17 protein-coding genes are annotated in these 15,251 nt (G+C 69.3%); 11 read left to right on the top strand and 6 right to left on the bottom strand.

Annotated features, from left to right (window positions below):
• Positions 1-62 precede the first annotated feature (62 nt).
• The gene (locus ACWGPE_RS02465) at positions 63-2,168 is read left to right on the top strand and encodes a GmrSD restriction endonuclease domain-containing protein (RefSeq protein WP_452048049.1); all 2,106 of its coding nucleotides are present in this window, start codon (positions 63-65) and stop codon (positions 2,166-2,168) included.
• 75 nt (positions 2,169-2,243) lie between these two features.
• Here ACWGPE_RS02465 and ACWGPE_RS02470 read toward each other — a convergent pair whose 3' ends face one another.
• Positions 2,244-2,765, bottom strand: a complete 522-nt coding sequence (locus ACWGPE_RS02470) for a hypothetical protein (RefSeq protein WP_452048050.1) — start codon at positions 2,763-2,765, stop codon at positions 2,244-2,246.
• A 174-nt stretch (positions 2,766-2,939) separates the two neighbouring features.
• Between ACWGPE_RS02470 and ACWGPE_RS02475 the strand changes: the two genes are divergently transcribed.
• The 3 genes from ACWGPE_RS02475 (at position 2,940) to ACWGPE_RS02485 (ending at position 5,645) form a co-directional block, all read left to right on the top strand.
• A complete protein-coding gene (locus ACWGPE_RS02475) occupies positions 2,940-4,217 on the top strand; it encodes a sensor histidine kinase (RefSeq protein WP_452048051.1) in 1,278 nt (425 codons plus the stop codon).
• Positions 4,218-4,294: 77 nt separating this feature from the next.
• Positions 4,295-4,885: a response regulator transcription factor gene (locus ACWGPE_RS02480; protein ID WP_452048127.1), complete on the top strand. Its 591-nt coding sequence runs from the start codon at positions 4,295-4,297 to the stop codon at positions 4,883-4,885.
• A gap of 55 nt (positions 4,886-4,940) precedes the next feature.
• Complete coding sequence (locus ACWGPE_RS02485) at positions 4,941-5,645, top strand: NADase-type glycan-binding domain-containing protein (protein WP_452048052.1); 705 nt, start codon at positions 4,941-4,943, stop codon at positions 5,643-5,645.
• Between the two features lie 47 nt (positions 5,646-5,692).
• Here ACWGPE_RS02485 and ACWGPE_RS02490 read toward each other — a convergent pair whose 3' ends face one another.
• From ACWGPE_RS02490 to ACWGPE_RS02500, 3 genes are all read right to left on the bottom strand, one after another.
• Positions 5,693-6,457, bottom strand: coding sequence for a DUF4328 domain-containing protein (locus tag ACWGPE_RS02490; protein ID WP_452048053.1), 765 nt, complete (start codon positions 6,455-6,457; stop codon positions 5,693-5,695).
• A gap of 128 nt (positions 6,458-6,585) precedes the next feature.
• Positions 6,586-7,389, bottom strand: a complete 804-nt coding sequence (locus ACWGPE_RS02495; RefSeq protein WP_452048054.1) for a hypothetical protein — start codon at positions 7,387-7,389, stop codon at positions 6,586-6,588.
• A 56-nt stretch (positions 7,390-7,445) separates the two neighbouring features.
• The gene (locus ACWGPE_RS02500; RefSeq protein ID WP_275505342.1) at positions 7,446-7,715 is read right to left on the bottom strand and encodes a DUF1876 domain-containing protein; all 270 of its coding nucleotides are present in this window, start codon (positions 7,713-7,715) and stop codon (positions 7,446-7,448) included.
• Positions 7,716-7,971: 256 nt separating this feature from the next.
• Between ACWGPE_RS02500 and ACWGPE_RS02505 the strand changes: the two genes are divergently transcribed.
• On the top strand, positions 7,972-8,157 hold the full coding sequence (locus ACWGPE_RS02505) for a hypothetical protein (RefSeq protein ID WP_231429909.1): 186 nt from the start codon (positions 7,972-7,974) through the stop codon (positions 8,155-8,157).
• 49 nt (positions 8,158-8,206) lie between these two features.
• Here ACWGPE_RS02505 and ACWGPE_RS02510 read toward each other — a convergent pair whose 3' ends face one another.
• Complete coding sequence (locus tag ACWGPE_RS02510) at positions 8,207-8,650, bottom strand: nitroreductase family deazaflavin-dependent oxidoreductase (RefSeq protein ID WP_452048055.1); 444 nt, start codon at positions 8,648-8,650, stop codon at positions 8,207-8,209.
• A gap of 187 nt (positions 8,651-8,837) precedes the next feature.
• On the opposite strand from ACWGPE_RS02510, the gene ACWGPE_RS02515 reads away from it, so the two are divergent.
• Both ACWGPE_RS02515 and ACWGPE_RS02520 read left to right on the top strand, forming a co-directional pair.
• Positions 8,838-9,245, top strand: coding sequence for a hypothetical protein (locus ACWGPE_RS02515; RefSeq protein WP_376930531.1), 408 nt, complete (start codon positions 8,838-8,840; stop codon positions 9,243-9,245).
• 287 nt (positions 9,246-9,532) lie between these two features.
• Positions 9,533-10,984, top strand: coding sequence for a hypothetical protein (locus tag ACWGPE_RS02520; RefSeq protein WP_452048056.1), 1,452 nt, complete (start codon positions 9,533-9,535; stop codon positions 10,982-10,984).
• A gap of 49 nt (positions 10,985-11,033) precedes the next feature.
• Here the strand turns inward: ACWGPE_RS02520 and glsA are convergent, their stop codons facing one another.
• Complete coding sequence (glsA, locus tag ACWGPE_RS02525) at positions 11,034-12,275, bottom strand: glutaminase A (RefSeq protein ID WP_452048057.1); 1,242 nt, start codon at positions 12,273-12,275, stop codon at positions 11,034-11,036.
• Between glsA and ACWGPE_RS02530 the strand changes: the two genes are divergently transcribed.
• From ACWGPE_RS02530 to ACWGPE_RS02545, 4 genes are all read left to right on the top strand, one after another.
• Positions 12,274-13,035, top strand: a complete 762-nt coding sequence (locus tag ACWGPE_RS02530; protein ID WP_452048058.1) for an NAD(P)-binding domain-containing protein — start codon at positions 12,274-12,276, stop codon at positions 13,033-13,035. The two genes, glsA and ACWGPE_RS02530, sit on opposite strands and share 2 nt — an antisense overlap.
• Before the next feature lie 199 nt (positions 13,036-13,234).
• Positions 13,235-14,035, top strand: a complete 801-nt coding sequence (locus tag ACWGPE_RS02535) for a hypothetical protein (protein WP_452048059.1) — start codon at positions 13,235-13,237, stop codon at positions 14,033-14,035.
• Positions 14,036-14,040: 5 nt separating this feature from the next.
• Positions 14,041-14,706: a DUF5684 domain-containing protein gene (locus ACWGPE_RS02540; protein ID WP_452048128.1), complete on the top strand. Its 666-nt coding sequence runs from the start codon at positions 14,041-14,043 to the stop codon at positions 14,704-14,706.
• Positions 14,707-14,709: 3 nt separating this feature from the next.
• Positions 14,710-15,075, top strand: coding sequence for a hypothetical protein (locus ACWGPE_RS02545; protein WP_231429915.1), 366 nt, complete (start codon positions 14,710-14,712; stop codon positions 15,073-15,075).
• Positions 15,076-15,251 lie beyond the last annotated feature (176 nt).

Genomic DNA, 15,251 nt, shown 5'->3' on the forward strand with positions numbered 1-15,251 from the left:
TCGTGGGCAAAAGTCGCGGTTTGTCTGGGCTCTTGTCGGAGATGCACGGCAGGATTGGGCCTGTGGAGACTTTCAAGCGGACACCGTTGCAGCTGTTCAACCTTCCGCAGAATTTCGTGATTCCGCTGTTCCAGCGTCCCTACGTATGGAAAGAGGATGAGCAGTGGGAGCCGCTGTGGAAGGACATCCGCCGGATCACAGAGCTTCGCCTCAATGAGCCGCACCTCAACGCGACGCACTTCCTCGGCGCCGTCGTTATCCAATCTCACGAGGCGCAGAGCAAGCGCCTGACGACCTGGAATGTGATCGACGGTCAGCAGCGCCTGACGACTCTGCAAATTCTCGCGGATGCGACGGGCGCACTTCTCGCGCAGGCAGGTTACGCGAGAGCTGCCGCTCAGCTTGAGCGGCTCACTCATAATGACGAGATCTATGTCGAGAACGGCGACAGTCGTTTGAAGGTTCGCCACCTCAACAAGGACCAAGCTGCCTTCGATGAGGTCATGTCTGCTGAGCCCCCGGTCGACCACGGTGATCTGCGGCACTCCGACTCACAGATAGTGGCGGCCCATGGCTACTTCTCGACGGTGGTCGCCCAGTGGCTGGGCTCGCCAGAGTCTGAGGAGTACTCGGCCAAGGCTCAGGAGCTTGCGAACGTCCTCCTCGACGGGCTTCAGTTGGTCTCGATCGAGCTGGAGGCCGCTGAGAACTCTCAGGAGATATTCGAGACGCTGAACGCACGCGGCACGCCGCTCACTGCTGCGGACCTCGTTCGCAATTTCGTGTTCCAGCGCCTTGCCGCAGAAGGCGGCGACACGATGAAGGCCTACCGCGAGGACTGGCCGTTCGAGACGAAGTTCTGGATGCGCGAGGTGAGCGTCGGACGCAACTTGGTCAGCCGCAGCTCGCTGTTCCTCAATCAGTGGCTGGTGGCGCGCACCGGAGAGGAAGTCAGCCCTCAGGCGACCTTCAATCGGTTCAAGACGTACGTCGAACTGGAGTCCGGCCATGAGATGGCTGACCTGTTGCCCGTTATCAAGCAACAGGCCCAGCTGTACGAGTCGTGGACTGAGGCTGCCAGCCGCCCCGGTGGGAGCCTGGGCGCCACGGAGATGGCCGTCTATCGCATGCAGGCCGGCGGCGTCGAGGTCCTCAAGCCGCTCTTGATTTGGCTGCACGAACCGGGACACAATCTGCCGGACGACGTGATTACTCGTGTCATTCGGGCGGCAGAGAGTTGGGTCGTGCGCCGACAGCTTCTCCGTCTGACGGGTAGCGATCTCGGGCGCATCGTGGCCGATCTCATCGCGGCTAACTCCGGCGCGCCCGCCGGTGAGTTGGTCGATCGAGTAAGTGGACACCTAGCTCGACTGAATGTCACGAGTACGTACTGGCCGGGTGATGAAGAGCTTCGGATGACCCTGTCGACCGAGGCCGCCTACTCCCGGTTCCCTCGGGGGCGACTCCGCATGTTTCTCGAAGGAATCGAGGATTCCTACCGTGCAGAGACAGCTCAGCCGCAGATCGAGCGAAAAGGGTATCCGATCGAACATCTCCTGCCCCGGAGTTGGAAGGACACCTGGCCTGTGGCGACTCCTGAGGAAGCCGAAGCGCGACAAGAGCGAGTGCACCGACTGGGCAACCTGACTCTCTTGACGACTTCGCTGAACGCGAAGGTTTCGAACGGCCCTTGGTCAACGAAGCGTGCAGCCCTGCTCGATCACAACACGATCACTCTCACGGGCAGAGTCATCAAGAGGACTGAGCAGGAGGCTTGGGACGAAGATCTCATTGACGAGCGCACGACGGCTCTCATCGACGCGCTCATCCGTGTTTGGCCCGTCCCTGAAGGACACCACGGAAAGGTCATCGACCCTCAGACGAAGGCGGGCGACTGGGTCGAACTGAAGCACCTGATTGAGGCGGGATTTCTCGCACCCGGCGACAGGCTCATCGCAACGCACCGTGATTTTAAGGGCAAGGAAGCGACCTTGACCGCTGACGGCGCAATCGACCTGGACGGCAGACGCTATACGTCGCCATCGGCTGCAGGACATGCGCTCCGCAAGCGGGCGACAAATGGCTGGTACTTCTGGGCAGTGTCGGATGGGCGGCGACTCAGAGACGTTCGCTCGGAGTTCCAGAACGCGGTTCCAGCCGACGAATAAAGGTGGTGAGGACCGCTCCGCTCGACCTCGCAACTCACGTCTCTTCCCGCGGTTTGCTGTCATCACCGCATGTCGCTACCGCACCAACGCCACCCCGAGCGACGCCGCCACCCCGGCCACCACACCCCAGATCACGATCGAGACGATCTGCCATGTGATCACCGCGTTGCGGTTCGCACCGAACGAGACCATCGCAGCCGAGGTGAACTGGCTGGGGAGCACGAACGGACCGAGCAGGCTCACGCCGGCGACGCCGTACTTGTCGAATGCGCGGCGCACCTTCTCGCGGCGCGGCGAAGAGACGCCGTCAGTCGCCGAAACATCAGCAGACGAGGCTGAGCCGGCACCAGCCGCTGCCGCTTTCCCCGCCACTACCTTCGACCGCACCCCGCTCGCGGCGAACACGAACCCGAGCATCGAGATCACGTTGCCGATCACGGCGACGCCGATCGCGACCGCGGGCGGCAGTCCGATGAGCACGCCGACGACCGAGCCGAAGTAGGAGTCGATGAACGGAACGGCCGAGATGAGCATCACTCCGAGCCACTGCATGACGCCGGGAAGCGAGCTGGCGAAGTCCTGGAGTGCGTCGATCATGACGAGTCCTTTCAGAAGGTGAACCGAGAAGCCGGAGCCGCAAGAGGAGCGGCGAGCTGATGCTTCAAGCCTCTGAGAACCGCGTGATCTGCGGCAGTGCCGTCGTGTCACGCATCGAGGTGCAGAAGCGCACGCCCACGCCGTGACAAATGTCACTGGCATAGGCTCGGCCCCATGCCTGCCGAACCAGCCGCCCGCAGCGTGCACACCACGTGGCTGTACACGCTCGCGTCGATCGTGTTCTTCTTCGGATTCTTCGATTTGATCGTGGTGCTCGCGATGGGGGAGACGGTGATGAGCGCGGGTGGGGGTGGTCTCGATACGGTCGCTGGCGCTCCCTACTCGACCGGCGAGACGGGGCGAGCTCTCGCGGTCGCGGTGCTCGTGCTCACCCTCATCGCCGCGGCCACCCAGCTGCGGTACTGCTGGTTCCTCCGCGTCGGACGCGGCGGCGGCCTGCCCCACCCCGGCTGGAGGACGGCAGCACTCATCGCCCCCGCCGCACTCGTCTGGCTCCTCGGCCTCGCGGCCCACGGCGAGGCGCTCACCGCGGCCGTGCCGCTGTGGGCCGCGGCATCCCTCGTCGCCGCCCTGCTGCAGAAGACGCCGCGGCGACTCGTGCTGCTCGCAGCGCTCATCCTGACGGTGGCGCACGTCGCGATCTTCACCGCGCTGCACGGCGCACCAGAAGGCCCGCAGAGCTCGAACACCTTCTTGATCGGCCTCTTCGCCGTGATGCTGCCGATCATGCTGCTTACGAGCCTCTGGTGGTGGGAGGTCGTCGTGCAGCTCGACCGCAACCGGCGCACCGCCGCCGAGCTCGCCGTCACGCAGGAGCGGCTGCGCTTCGCCTCCGACCTGCACGACATCCAGGGGCACCACCTGCAGGTCATCTCGCTGAAGTCCGAGCTCGCCGAGCGCCTGCTCGAGCGCGATCCGGCGGCCGCGCGCGAGCTCGTGCACGAGACGCGCATGATCGCGAAGGAGGCCCTCGAGGAGACTCGCTCGCTCGTCGCCGGCTACCGCCAGGTCGCCTTCGACGACGAGCTCGAGAACGCCCGCGAGGTGCTCACCGCCTCGGGCGCCGCGTGCGAGCTGCAGCTCGGCCCGCTTCCGGCGGATGCCGCCGCGCAGAGCGCGCTCGCCTCGGTCGTGCGCGAGGCGACGACGAACATCCTGCGCCACAGCGAGGCGACGGCCGTCACCATCGCGCTCACGACCGAGGGCGGGCGCTGCGAGCTGCGCATCGCGAACGACGGCATTTCGAACGTGGATGCCTCGGCGCCGGCCACCTCCCGCGGCACCGGGTCGCGCACGCCCGGCTCGGGACTCGCGGGCCTGCGCGATCGGCTCGCCGCCGTCGGCGGCACGCTCGAACACGACGAGGATGCCTCGGCCCGCACCTTCGAGCTCAGGGCCACCGTGCCCGTGCGCGCAGAGGTGACGGCATGAGCAGCGCGAGTGGCACCAGCGCCGCGGTGGGTGAGGCCGTCGCGGACGAGGCCGGCGCCGCACGAGGCATCCGCCTCATGGTCGCCGATGACGAGCACCTCATTCGCGGCGCGCTCGTCGCCCTGCTGAACCTCGAGCCCGACATCGAGGTGGTCGCGACCGCCGACAACGGGGCCGCCGCCGTCGAGCAGGCGATCGCCGCGCGACCCGACGTGTGCCTGCTCGACCTCGAGATGCCGGGCGCCGACGGCATCGAGGCGGCCGCGCGCATCCTCGCGCAGGTCTCGACGCGGGTCGTCATTGTGACCCGGCACGCCCGCCCGGGCGTGCTGCGGCGGGCGCTCGCGACGAAGGTGTCGGGCTTCGTGCCGAAGTCGACGCCGGCCGAGGAGCTCGCGCACGTGATCCGCGACGTCGCCGGCGGGCGCCGCTACATCGACCCCGAGATCGCCGCCGCCGCCCTCACCGCCGAACGCTGCCCGCTCACCGACCGCGAGCTCGACGCGCTGCGCTTCAGCCGCGGGGTGATGAGCGTGCAGCAGATCGCCGAGCGCCTGCACCTCGCGCAGGGCACCGTGCGCAACTACCTCTCGTCGGCGATGACGAAGCTCGACGCCGGCTCGCGCCACGAGGCCGCCGAGAAGGCGTGGCAGCAGGGGTGGATCTGAGGGTCGCGCCCAACGCACCGCACATGGGGGTTTCGGCGGGTCCGCGACATCCCTAATGTCTGAAGTCGACGGGGGAGTCGGCATGGCGGGCGAGCACAACAGCACCAGTGAGGGGGGCGCCGAACCCGCCGCGCGCCGTGACCGGTGGGCAGGGCTCGGCACGCAGGCGCTCGTCGGCGTGGTCGCGGGTGTCGTCGCCGGGGTCGTCACGAGTCTGCTGCTGTGGCTGACCCCCGTGGTGCGCGAGACGTGGCTGTCCGAGCCGAGCTGCGACGATCCGGACGATCTGGTGATCGCGACGCCGATCGCTGTCGAGGCGTCGGGCCACATGCAGAGCGACCCGATGGCGGTCGACGCGGAGCACGGGCATCCGGCCGGAGACGCGATCGACGGCGATGCGGGCACCGCGTGGGCGGAGGGCGCCGACGGTACCGGTCGAGGGGAGTGGATCGAGGTCACGCTCGAGCCGGGCACCGACCTGCGCATGATCTGCATCGTGAACGGGTATGCGAAGACCTTTGCCCTGTACCGCGAGAACTCGCGGGCGCGGCAGCTCGAGGTCGCGACCGCGCAGGGCACGCGGGTGTCGGTGCTGGGCGATGCCGGTGCGGGGTCGTTCCAGCGGTTCCGCCGCTTGGGCGTCGTGCCGGGCTCGACCGATCACGTCACCCTCACCATCAGGACCACGTGGTCGGGTGCCGGCGACGAAGGCGCCTACGACACGTCGATCAGCGAGCTGGAGTTCTGGCGGGCGGGGTGAGCGCGTCGCCGCTCACCCCGCCTCCCGAATTCGTTGCGGTGCGGTCGTCAGGCCGCGAGCGAGTGCACAGGCTCGGCGGCGCGCTGCACGATGCCACGGGTGATTCCGCGCACGACGAGCCACGCCATCGGTGCGGCCGCCACGAGGAGCACCTCGCCTGCGAGGCTCAGCCACATCGCGACACGCAACGTTTCGAGATCCTCGGCGGCCAGGTAGAGACGGGTCGAAGCCTGGATGACGTAGTTGCTGACGACCCACAGCAACCACCAGGCGATCTGCCAAGAGGGTCGGGTTCGCCCGACGGCTCGCCAGAGGTCCGAGATGTTCTGGTACGGGAACCAGAGGCTGATGACGGGCACGAACCAGGCTCCGGCGTGCCAGCCCGGTGCGCGGCGCGTCTGGCCGATGACCTGCTTGGCGACGCGGTACTGCCAGATCACCCAGATCACGCCGGTGGTGATGAGGAAGACCGACGACAGAATGCTGACCACGAACGTGCCCTGGTCGTACAGGTCGAACCGGTCGAGGGTCGTGTCGTCGCCGCTGAGGAAGTCGGCGACCGCGAAAATGCCGAATGCCTCGACGCCGATGGTGGCGACCGATAGCACGACGCAGACGATCAGGAGCACCTGGGTGACCAGCGCGAGCTTCGAGATGGTCTTCACCGCACCCGGTCGCTGGTCGGGCTGCAGGCGGGCCTGCTGCGGCTGCGGCTGTGTCCACCGTGCGCCGTCCCACCACCAGTTCACCGGCGATCCGTCAGGCGCCGGGTACCAGCCGGGTGGGGTAGCGGTAGGGGCGTTGTTGGTCATCGTTGGCTTCCTCGCGGATCTTCGTCGACACGGCGTGCGATCCGGACGGTTCTCTCCGCCGGATCGCGTGCAACTCTAAGGGATCCTGCGAAGCTCCAAGATCACGATTTCGACACCGTGCGGTGGCACTAGTCCGCGAGGATCGCGGCGAGCCACTCGACTGCGATCACGTCGTACGCCTTCGCCCCGTCGGTGCGCTCGGCCGCGGCATCCTCGGGCCAGGCGGCGAGCGCGTGCGCGACGCCGTCGACGTAGCGCACCTCGCCGATGCCGAGGCGCTCGAACTCGCGCGTCGTGTCGATGAACGGCGGCTCGTCGTCGGCGCCCTCGATGATGAGCAGCGACCCGTCGGCAGCCGCGAGCTCGCCGGCGCGCGCGACGAAGTCCATGCGAGCGGCGACGGCATCCGAGTCCGGCGTCCACGCGTAGGGCTCCGGCAGGAACTCGGCCATCGCGTCGATCATCGGGCGCAGCCGCAGCAGCGGGTTCATGAGCACGCACGCGGCGATGCCGTGCGAAGCCGCATGCGTCGCGAACACCTCGGCGGTCACCGACGCGCCGGCTGACCCGCCGAGCACGGCCCGCGCCGAGGCATCCGACGCACCGAGCACCCCACGAAGTTCGGCGAGCGCCGCCGGAAACTCCTCGAGCGCCTGCTCGTGCATCGGCCCGAAGTACTCGGTCACCATGTCGATGCCGCTCGTGAGGAACTCCTCGAAGTCGGCGTACGGCGCGCGCTCGCCGCTGAGCGGCAGGCCGAGATAGATCACGTGCGCGTCGAGGCCGTCGAGTGGCAGCGCGGCGGCCAGCGCGGCGGGCGTCGACGGCGGGTCGAGCAGGTGCCAGCCGACGACGATCGGCGCCTCGGGGTGCGTCGCTGAACGGGCGGTGTAGGGCACGCCGGCGGAGGTGGTGCCGTGCATCCAGGTCATGCGCGTGAGGCTAGCGCGTGCGGGGGAGCGCGGCCAGTGGTCGCTGCCGACGTGCGCTATCGATGCACGTGCGACGGCTGCCCGGTGATGCTCGAGATGTCCTTCTCGGTCGTGTGCAGCAGCCGCTCGGCGAGATCGCGCAGCGCGCGGGCGACCGCGAGCTCGTCGCCGATCGCGGGCACGTTCGGATCGAGTGGATTGCGGTCCGCCTTGCCGACGCCGGTCACCTCCCGACCCGTGGGGGTGCGCACCGTGGCCTCAGCCATCGTGGTGTTCTCTTCTTCGTCGATGTCGACGGTGACGCTCCACTGCTTCGTCGCATCCATGGAACTCACCACCTTCCGGTCCGGTTCCACCTTTCAGCGTACCGACCTGCCACGCGTGCGGCGAGGGGATGTCGCGCCCGTTCTCGGCCCTATCTGAGGTACCTCCCCGAGGCCTGAGGTACCTCAGACGCAGACCTCGGGCGGCGCCTCGGTGAAGATACGGCACACGCCCGATACGACCCCGGTACCTCAGCGACGAATCTGATCTCAGGCGGCCGGAACGTCGGCCGCGAAGCATCCGAAAGGGATCGGAACCATGGACCTCGCAGCCGGCTTCATCGCCACCACCATCAACCGCAACGACGCCGAGGTCGCGGCCGCCGCGAACGAGCGCCGCCGCACCGAGGGCGAGCGCCACGCCGTCGAGCGCGCCGAGCGCGGGTCGCGCGGCGGGCGCCTGCACAGCCTCGCGCACCGCCTGCACCTGCACGCGGCGCACTGACCGCGGCATCCGGTTCACGACCACGAACCGGATGCCGCGGCGCGGCGTTTCACGACGACGCGGATGCCTCGCCGCCACCAGTCCGCGAACCAGGCTCGGACGTCGACTCGCGCAGCAGCCGGAACTCGTGCCGCCGCAGCAGCTTCAGCAACCACGACCTCGCCGGGCCGAAGGCGCGCAGGCCCGCCGACGTCTCGATCGGCTCGATGCCGACGACCTCGAATTCGCGCCCCTTCCACACGACCGTCGCCCGGTTCGCGGCGACGACGTTGCGGTACCAGTTCACCTCGGGCCCGTAGGTGAGCTCAGCGACGAACCCCTCGGGCACGCGGGCGAGCACGAGCGGCGTCTCGTAGGCACGGCCGCTCTTGCGCCCCGTGGTCCGGATGAGCGCGAACGGACCCGCGCCGCGCCGCGCCATCCAGAGCGTGAGCCGGTTGAGCGTGTGCTGGATGAACGTCAGCCACCCCCGCTTGAACCAGCCCATCGCCATGGTCCGATTCTCGTGAGGTCGCGCGGCGCTGTGAACCCCCACCCCGCCCGCTGGTCGAGGAGCGCCGACGCGAAGCGGCGACGCGTACCGAACGCAAGCACCCGTTGCCAACCTCGACCCGAATGTCGGAGGCCCCGTCTAGCGTCGTGATCTTCGGCTGAGCCCGGAGTCACTTCAGGAGACGACCATGGGGTTCGACTCTTCCCGCACGGTGCCGACGTCGGCACCCGCCCGCCCGACCACCACCGCTGCGGAGCTCGCCGCAACCGAGGCCCGCCAGGCCGCGACCGTGCGTCGCCGCGCCGACCTGACCCGGTTCGCCGCCGACGTCAAGGGGCTCGAACTCCGCCTCGCCCTCATCGACGACCGCTTCGAGCGGCTCGCCTCCCGCCCCGACGAGCTGTACCAGGACTGGCGACGCGACCTCGTCGGCCGCATCCGCTCGCTCGCCCAGAAGGCCGCCGTCCTCGAGGCCGCCGATGACCTCGAGCCGCACCATCGCGACCGCGTCGCCGCACTGCTGCTCACCATCCGCCACCGCCTCGGCGCGCTGGACGCTCGTCACGCAGCCCGGCAAGGACGCCGTGGCCGGTGACAGCAGTGCGCGCAGATCGGCGCTGGACGAGCGCCTCCGTGCGGGCGGCCACATGACCACATCACCACACGTGGGCAAGCCACAATTCCACATTTCCACACCCTTGGCGGTCACAAGTCCACTTGTCCACAGGCCCCGCGACGGTGACTCCCCGCCGCCGGTCGTCGGGTCGAGCCGGCTGCGGCTCGGGCCTCGATACCCGTGCCCGTTCTTCGAGCGCTTCGAACCCGGCGGGACGGTTACGATCGATCCTCAGCGACCCACGCTCCGACCCGAATGAGAACCCCGTGACCGACGACCCGACTCCACCGCAGCAGTCGGCCTGGCAGCCGCCCGACCTGCCTCCGCGTCCGCCCGCGTCTCAAGCGCCGCTCATCCAGCCGTACCCCACGTACCCGCCGCCCGGAACCCCCACGTCGGCCCCGCAGCGGCCGGCCCGCCCGAAGGGGCTCGGCGGCGCGCTCGCCGCGGCGATCATCGTCTCCACGCTGCCCGTGCTCGGGTTCGTCGGAGTCATCAGCTGGGCGGCGGCCATCGTCGTCGCCGAATCGACCGCGTCCACCGGCGCGGCCGCCGGGCCCGTCATGCCCGTCGAGGCCGAAGGGCCGGCCAGCCCGCTCGCCGCCGTGATCCCCGACGACCTGCCTTGGGATGTGCGACTGGGGGGCGACGCCTACACCTGGATGGTCGACTCGTTTCCCACCGATCCTGCGTGGGAGCAGACGGGCGACGCGAACGAGCCGGACTACAACTTCACGAACATCGCGTACGAGAACCTCGAGACCGGATGCTTCGTCTGGTTCGCGAACGGACCTCTCGAAGCCATCGACGTGACCCACGGCGACCGGGTCGCGAGCGTCGGACTGCTCGGCTACGCGCTCGAACTCCAGCCCGCCGACGCCGACGTGGCCGACGGCTCCATCGCGACCATCAGGGCCGACGGCACACGACCGGGCCGGGCCGATGCGGTCGAAGTCGACCTGAGCGAGGGCGGCTGGTCGGGCGTTGCGGTGGCCCGGGCGTTCCCGAGCATCGGCGAGGGCGTCGTCTACACGGTCGAATGTCCCGACGAGGTGCAACTCGATGCGGCTCGCGGCGAGGTCGACGACCTCCTTCAGATCGCGCTCACCTCGGTGCTCCCGGGGGCATCTCCCGACGCGAAGCCCGCCGCTGAGGCGCCGCCGACGCCGGCGGAGCCGACGCCGATGGCGACCGAGCAGTCAACGCCGCCCCTGTCACCCGTGATCATCCCCCGGGACCTTCCGTGGGACGTGCAGCTCGGCGGTGAGGCGTACACCTGGATCGAGAACTCGTTCCTCAGCTCGCCGGACTGGCGGGAGATCGGGAGCGCCGGAACATCGGGAGAGTACGAGCACCGTGAGAACGGATGCCGCGTCGCATTCGGGAACCAGCCGTTGACCGGCATCGACGCCACCCACGGCGATCGAGTCGCCAGCGTCGACCTCCTCAGATTGTCCGTCTACTTCGACGTTCCTGCAGGCGACGTCCACGACACCCGGATGGTCGGCGTCGGCGACGGAGTGCAGTCCGGCATCGTGGACGCGGTCGCCGTCGACATGCCTGCGCCCTTCGGCCCAGGGGTCGTCGTCGCGCGGGCGTTTCCGAGCACCGGTGAAGGCGTGAGCTACTCGATCGAGTGCGACGACGAAGCACTGGTGCCCGCGATGCGTGCGGAGGTCGACGAGCTTCTCGCGGTGAAGCTCATTCCCGCGTCCTGAGTTTGTTCGGGGCGGTCTTCGATACGCGTCCGACTTCGTCGGGCGCTCGTCAACCGGCGGCGGGGCCGGCGAGCACCCCGTCGGGGTCGCGCACCTCGACGCGCGGGCGGCCGTCGTCGAGTCGGCCCATCGTCTCGGGCAGGGCGCTGAAGATCTTGCGCGAGCCCGCGGCCACCCTCGTCACCGCGGTGAAGTCGAGCACGAGGCATCCATGATCGCCCACCAGGGGAGCGAGGCGGCTCACGATCTCCTCGGCCTCCGAGAAGAGGATCTCGCCGCGCAGCATCGCGACCGTGTCGCCCGAGCCGTCCGATCCGTCGCGCGAGAGCGACGCGATCGGCGACAGCGGCGCCCCGTGGTGCTGCAGCATGTGCAGGCCGTGCCGCTGCGACAGCAGCTCGAGCGTCGCGACGCCGCGCACGCTGTTGCCGCGCGCGTCGAGGCGCGGGCTGAACGTGCCGATGCCGAACTGCCCGGGCTGCACGGCCGCGATGCCGCCGCCGACGCCGCTCTTCGCGGGCAGGCCGACCCGCACCATCCAGTCGCCCGACTCGTCGTACATGCCGCAGCTCGTCATGACCGCGGTGGTCCAGCGCGCGGCATCCTCGCTGATGACGCGCTCGCCCGTCACGGGGTTCACGCCGCCGGTCGCGAGCGTCGCCGCCATGATCGCGAGGTCGCGGGCGTTGACCGAGATCGAGCACTGGCGGAAGTACGCGAGCGTCGCCACGTCGACCGCCGACCCGAGGGTGCCTGCCGAGCGGGTCAGGTAGGCGAGCGCGCGGTTGCGGTCGCCGGTCGTGGCCTCCGACGAGTACACGTCCTCATCGACTCGCAGGTCGCGGCCCGCGAACCGCTCGATGCCCGCGAGCACGGCGGCGGACTTCTCGTCGGCGGTGTCGCCCGCCATGAGCGAGGTCATGACGATGGCGCCCGCGTTGATCATCGGGTTGCGAGGGCGGCCGGATGCCTCGTCGAGGCTGATCGCGTTGAACGGTTCGCCGCTCGGTTCCAGGTCGACGTGCGTGCGCACCTCGTCGAGCCCCCGCGCGTCGACCGCGAGCGCGAACACGAACGGCTTCGACACCGACTGGATCGTGAACTCCGCCTCGACGTCGCCCGCCTCGTGCACGACGCCGTGCGTGCTCGCGAGCGCCGCACCGAGCTGGTCGGGCTCGACCTTCGCGAGCTCGGGAATGTACGACGCGACCGCCCCGTCGGCGCGATCTCGCACGGCGTCGAGCACCGACTCGAGTGCGTGACGAACCGGATCCCCCAGAGCGGCAGCCATGCGGTCAGCCTACGACCGCGGCCGTCGGTTGAGTAGGGGCGATACGGAGCGACGGCCCGTATCGAAGCCACGGGAACAACCCGCGCGCGTGGGCGTTGCACTCACCATGACCACCCTCGGAATCATCGGTGCAGGACACATCGGCAGCCAGGTCGCCCGCGCGGCCGTCAAGAGCGGATACGAGGTGGTGATCGCGAACTCCCGCGGACCTGAGACGCTCGAGGGGCTCATCGCCGAGCTCGGCCCGCACGCCCGCGCCGCCACCGCCGCCGACGCCGCGACCGCCGCCGACATCGCCGTCGTCACGGTGCCGTTCAAGGCATACGGGTCGATTCCGGTCGAGCCGCTCGCGGGCAAGATCGTCATCGACACCGACAACTACTACTGGGAGCGCGACGGCCACGTGCCCGCCCTCGACGAGGGCCGCGACACCGTCACCGGCATGCTGCAGAAGCACCTCGCGACGAGCCACGTCGCGAAGGGCTTCAACCACATCACGGCCGCCGACATCACGACCGACGGTCGCCCCGCCGGCGACCCGGCCCGCCGCGCGCTCGCGACGGCGAGCGACCACGAGGATGCCGCGGCCTTCGTCACCTCGCTCTACGACGAGTTCGGCTTCGACACCGTGAACGTCGGGCCGCTCGACGAGAGCTGGCGGGTCGAGCGCGACCAGCCCGCCTACGAGTCCGGCGCGCAGACCCGCGACGAGCTCGCCGCCAACCTCGCGAAGGCGAAGCGCATCACCTCCGCCGGTTGAGCAGCGCCGGTGCGGAGCGACGACGCGTATCGAAACCAAGCCCCCTATCGCACCGGGGGGCTCGATACGCGTCGCCTGCGGCGGCGCTGCTCAACCGACGAGGTTGGAGAAGGGCAGGGGTCCCCATCGTGCAAGTGGGCGGTGGACAGTAGCATCTGATCCCAGTGCCCTGTCCGGCACGGAATCCGTTGGAGGACTCGTGACGTTCGACCCGTCCGCGCCGGTGCCCCCGGTACCCCAGCCGCCGGCGCAACCGCCCGCCGCGCAGCCGCCCGTGCCGGGCGAGCCCGGTCAGCCGGCTCCCGGTGCTGAGCGTCCGAAGGGATTCGCGGGGGCGCTCACCGCGGCGATCATCGTGTCGGCGCTGCCGATCGTGATGATCCCGCTGCTCGCGATCTGGATGATCGTCGCGCTCGCGCAGCTGCCCTCGACCGTCGACGACGTCTATGACGACGAGTGGTCGAGCAGCGACCCGCTCGCGGAGGACCCGCTCGCCGCGGGCGACGTGCCGATCGACCTGCCGTGGGACGTCGACCTCGACGGCGACGCCTACCTGGCGCTCGCCTCGAGCTTCCCCGGCGACGACGCGTGGACCGCGGGCGAGAGCGACGGCACGTCGATGACGTACGACAACGCCGCCACCGGCTGCTCGGTCTGGTACACGAACGGCAGCGACGGCTCCGACCTCACCGGCGAAGACGACCGGTCGGCGAGCCTCACGCTCATCGACTCCACCTTCGGTACGACGGTCGACCGGGCGAACGCGTACGACGTCGCGCTCGTCTCGGGCGACGGCGTCGAGACCGGCGTCGCCGATGCCGTCGCGATCGACCTCGAGGGCGACCGGTACTACACCGTGATCGCGCGCAGCATCACCGATGTCGGCGAGGCCGTGATCATCTCGGCCGAGTGCGACGCGGCCGAGCAGCTGCCCGAGACCGTCGCCGCCGCGACCGACCTCTTGACCGTCGGCGTCGTGCCGGCCGAATCCGTGGAGTGACCGAGATGTTCCTGACCGAATCGCAGGCGAACCCCGGTGACGTGTTCGCCGTCTTCGTGCCGATCATCCTCTTCTACGGCCTGCTCTTCGTCTTCGCGATCGCGACCTACGTGCTCATGGCGATCTTCCTCTCGAAGGTCTTCGTCAAGACCGGCAACGAGGGATGGCCGGCCTGGGTGCCGGTGTACAGCTCGTGGCGCGTGCTCGAGATCGCCGGATTCCAGGGCTGGATCGCGCTGCTCTCGTTCGTGCCGTTCGGCAACATCGTCGCGCTCGTGTTCCTGATCATGGCCGTCAACCGCATCAACAAGGGCTTCGGTCGATCGGCCGGCTGGACGGTGCTGTACGTCTTCCTGCCGCTCATCTGGGGTGCGCTCATGGGCTACGGACGCACCGAGCCCTGGCGCGGGCCGGCCGCGTGGCTGCCCGAGGCCGGGTACTACGCCTACCCGCCGCAGGCACAGCCGTATCCCGGCGCGGCGCAGGCGCAGCCCTACCCCGGTGCGCCCCCGGCGCAGTCGCAGCCGTATCCGCCGCAGCCGACCGCGTACCCGCCGGCCGCGCCGCCCGCAGTGGCCGCACCGGCCGCGCCGGCCGCACCGGAGCCGCCTGCCCCTCCGGTGCCGCCCGCTCCGCCCGTCCCGCCGACCGACCCGAACCAGGGAGCCTGAACCATGACCCAGCTGATCCTCTCCGGCAACGACCAGCAGACCGTTCCCGTCGTCATCGAGATCTCGCGCGGCCTCGGCTACGAGGCGACGCAGCCGACCCCGGGCAGCATCAAGCTCGAGCGCGGCGACTTCTCGAAGACGATGCTGCTCGGGGCGATGGCGGGCAAGAACTTCCACATCTCGTTCACGTTCGACATCGGGGTGGACCAGTACGGCAACACCTGGCTGCGCTTCGACGAGGGGACCGGGCTCGGCGCGGTCAAGGGCGGCGCGATCGGCTACTCGAAGACGAAGAAGGCGTACGCCGAGTACCTCGACGCGCTGCGTCGGCAGACGACCGAACGCGGCATGCTGCTCGGCGAGCAGTAGGCGGCGCTGCGCGCTCTGTCGGTCGAGGAGCGACGAAGGAGCGTATCGAGACCACGACCGGGTGGTCTCGATACGGCGCTGCGCGCCTGCTCGACCGACCGGGGCGAGATAGTGAGAGCGCTCCCTCCCAATTTCTCCATCGATGTGACAAACTCGGAGGAGGCGGTTCGCGATGC

The sequence above is a fragment of the Agromyces sp. NPDC055658 genome, from assembly GCF_053618155.1.

Excerpts from the sequence above, each read along its gene's own strand:
- ACWGPE_RS02470 (WP_452048050.1), bottom strand. The coding sequence starts at position 2,765 with ATGATCGACGCACTCCAGGACTTCGCCAGCTCGCTTCCCGGCGTCATG.
- ACWGPE_RS02475 (WP_452048051.1), top strand. The coding sequence starts at position 2,940 with ATGCCTGCCGAACCAGCCGCCCGCAGCGTGCACACCACGTGGCTGTAC.
- ACWGPE_RS02480 (WP_452048127.1), top strand. The coding sequence starts at position 4,295 with ATGGTCGCCGATGACGAGCACCTCATTCGCGGCGCGCTCGTCGCCCTG.
- ACWGPE_RS02485 (WP_452048052.1), top strand. The coding sequence starts at position 4,941 with ATGTCTGAAGTCGACGGGGGAGTCGGCATGGCGGGCGAGCACAACAGC.
- ACWGPE_RS02490 (WP_452048053.1), bottom strand. The coding sequence starts at position 6,457 with ATGACCAACAACGCCCCTACCGCTACCCCACCCGGCTGGTACCCGGCG.
- ACWGPE_RS02495 (WP_452048054.1), bottom strand. The coding sequence starts at position 7,389 with ATGACCTGGATGCACGGCACCACCTCCGCCGGCGTGCCCTACACCGCC.
- ACWGPE_RS02500 (WP_275505342.1), bottom strand. The coding sequence starts at position 7,715 with ATGGATGCGACGAAGCAGTGGAGCGTCACCGTCGACATCGACGAAGAA.
- ACWGPE_RS02505 (WP_231429909.1), top strand. The coding sequence starts at position 7,972 with ATGGACCTCGCAGCCGGCTTCATCGCCACCACCATCAACCGCAACGAC.
- ACWGPE_RS02510 (WP_452048055.1), bottom strand. The coding sequence starts at position 8,650 with ATGGCGATGGGCTGGTTCAAGCGGGGGTGGCTGACGTTCATCCAGCAC.
- ACWGPE_RS02515 (WP_376930531.1), top strand. The coding sequence starts at position 8,838 with ATGGGGTTCGACTCTTCCCGCACGGTGCCGACGTCGGCACCCGCCCGC.
- ACWGPE_RS02530 (WP_452048058.1), top strand. The coding sequence starts at position 12,274 with ATGCGGTCAGCCTACGACCGCGGCCGTCGGTTGAGTAGGGGCGATACG.
- glsA (WP_452048057.1), bottom strand. The coding sequence starts at position 12,275 with ATGGCTGCCGCTCTGGGGGATCCGGTTCGTCACGCACTCGAGTCGGTG.
- ACWGPE_RS02540 (WP_452048128.1), top strand. The coding sequence starts at position 14,041 with ATGTTCCTGACCGAATCGCAGGCGAACCCCGGTGACGTGTTCGCCGTC.
- ACWGPE_RS02545 (WP_231429915.1), top strand. The coding sequence starts at position 14,710 with ATGACCCAGCTGATCCTCTCCGGCAACGACCAGCAGACCGTTCCCGTC.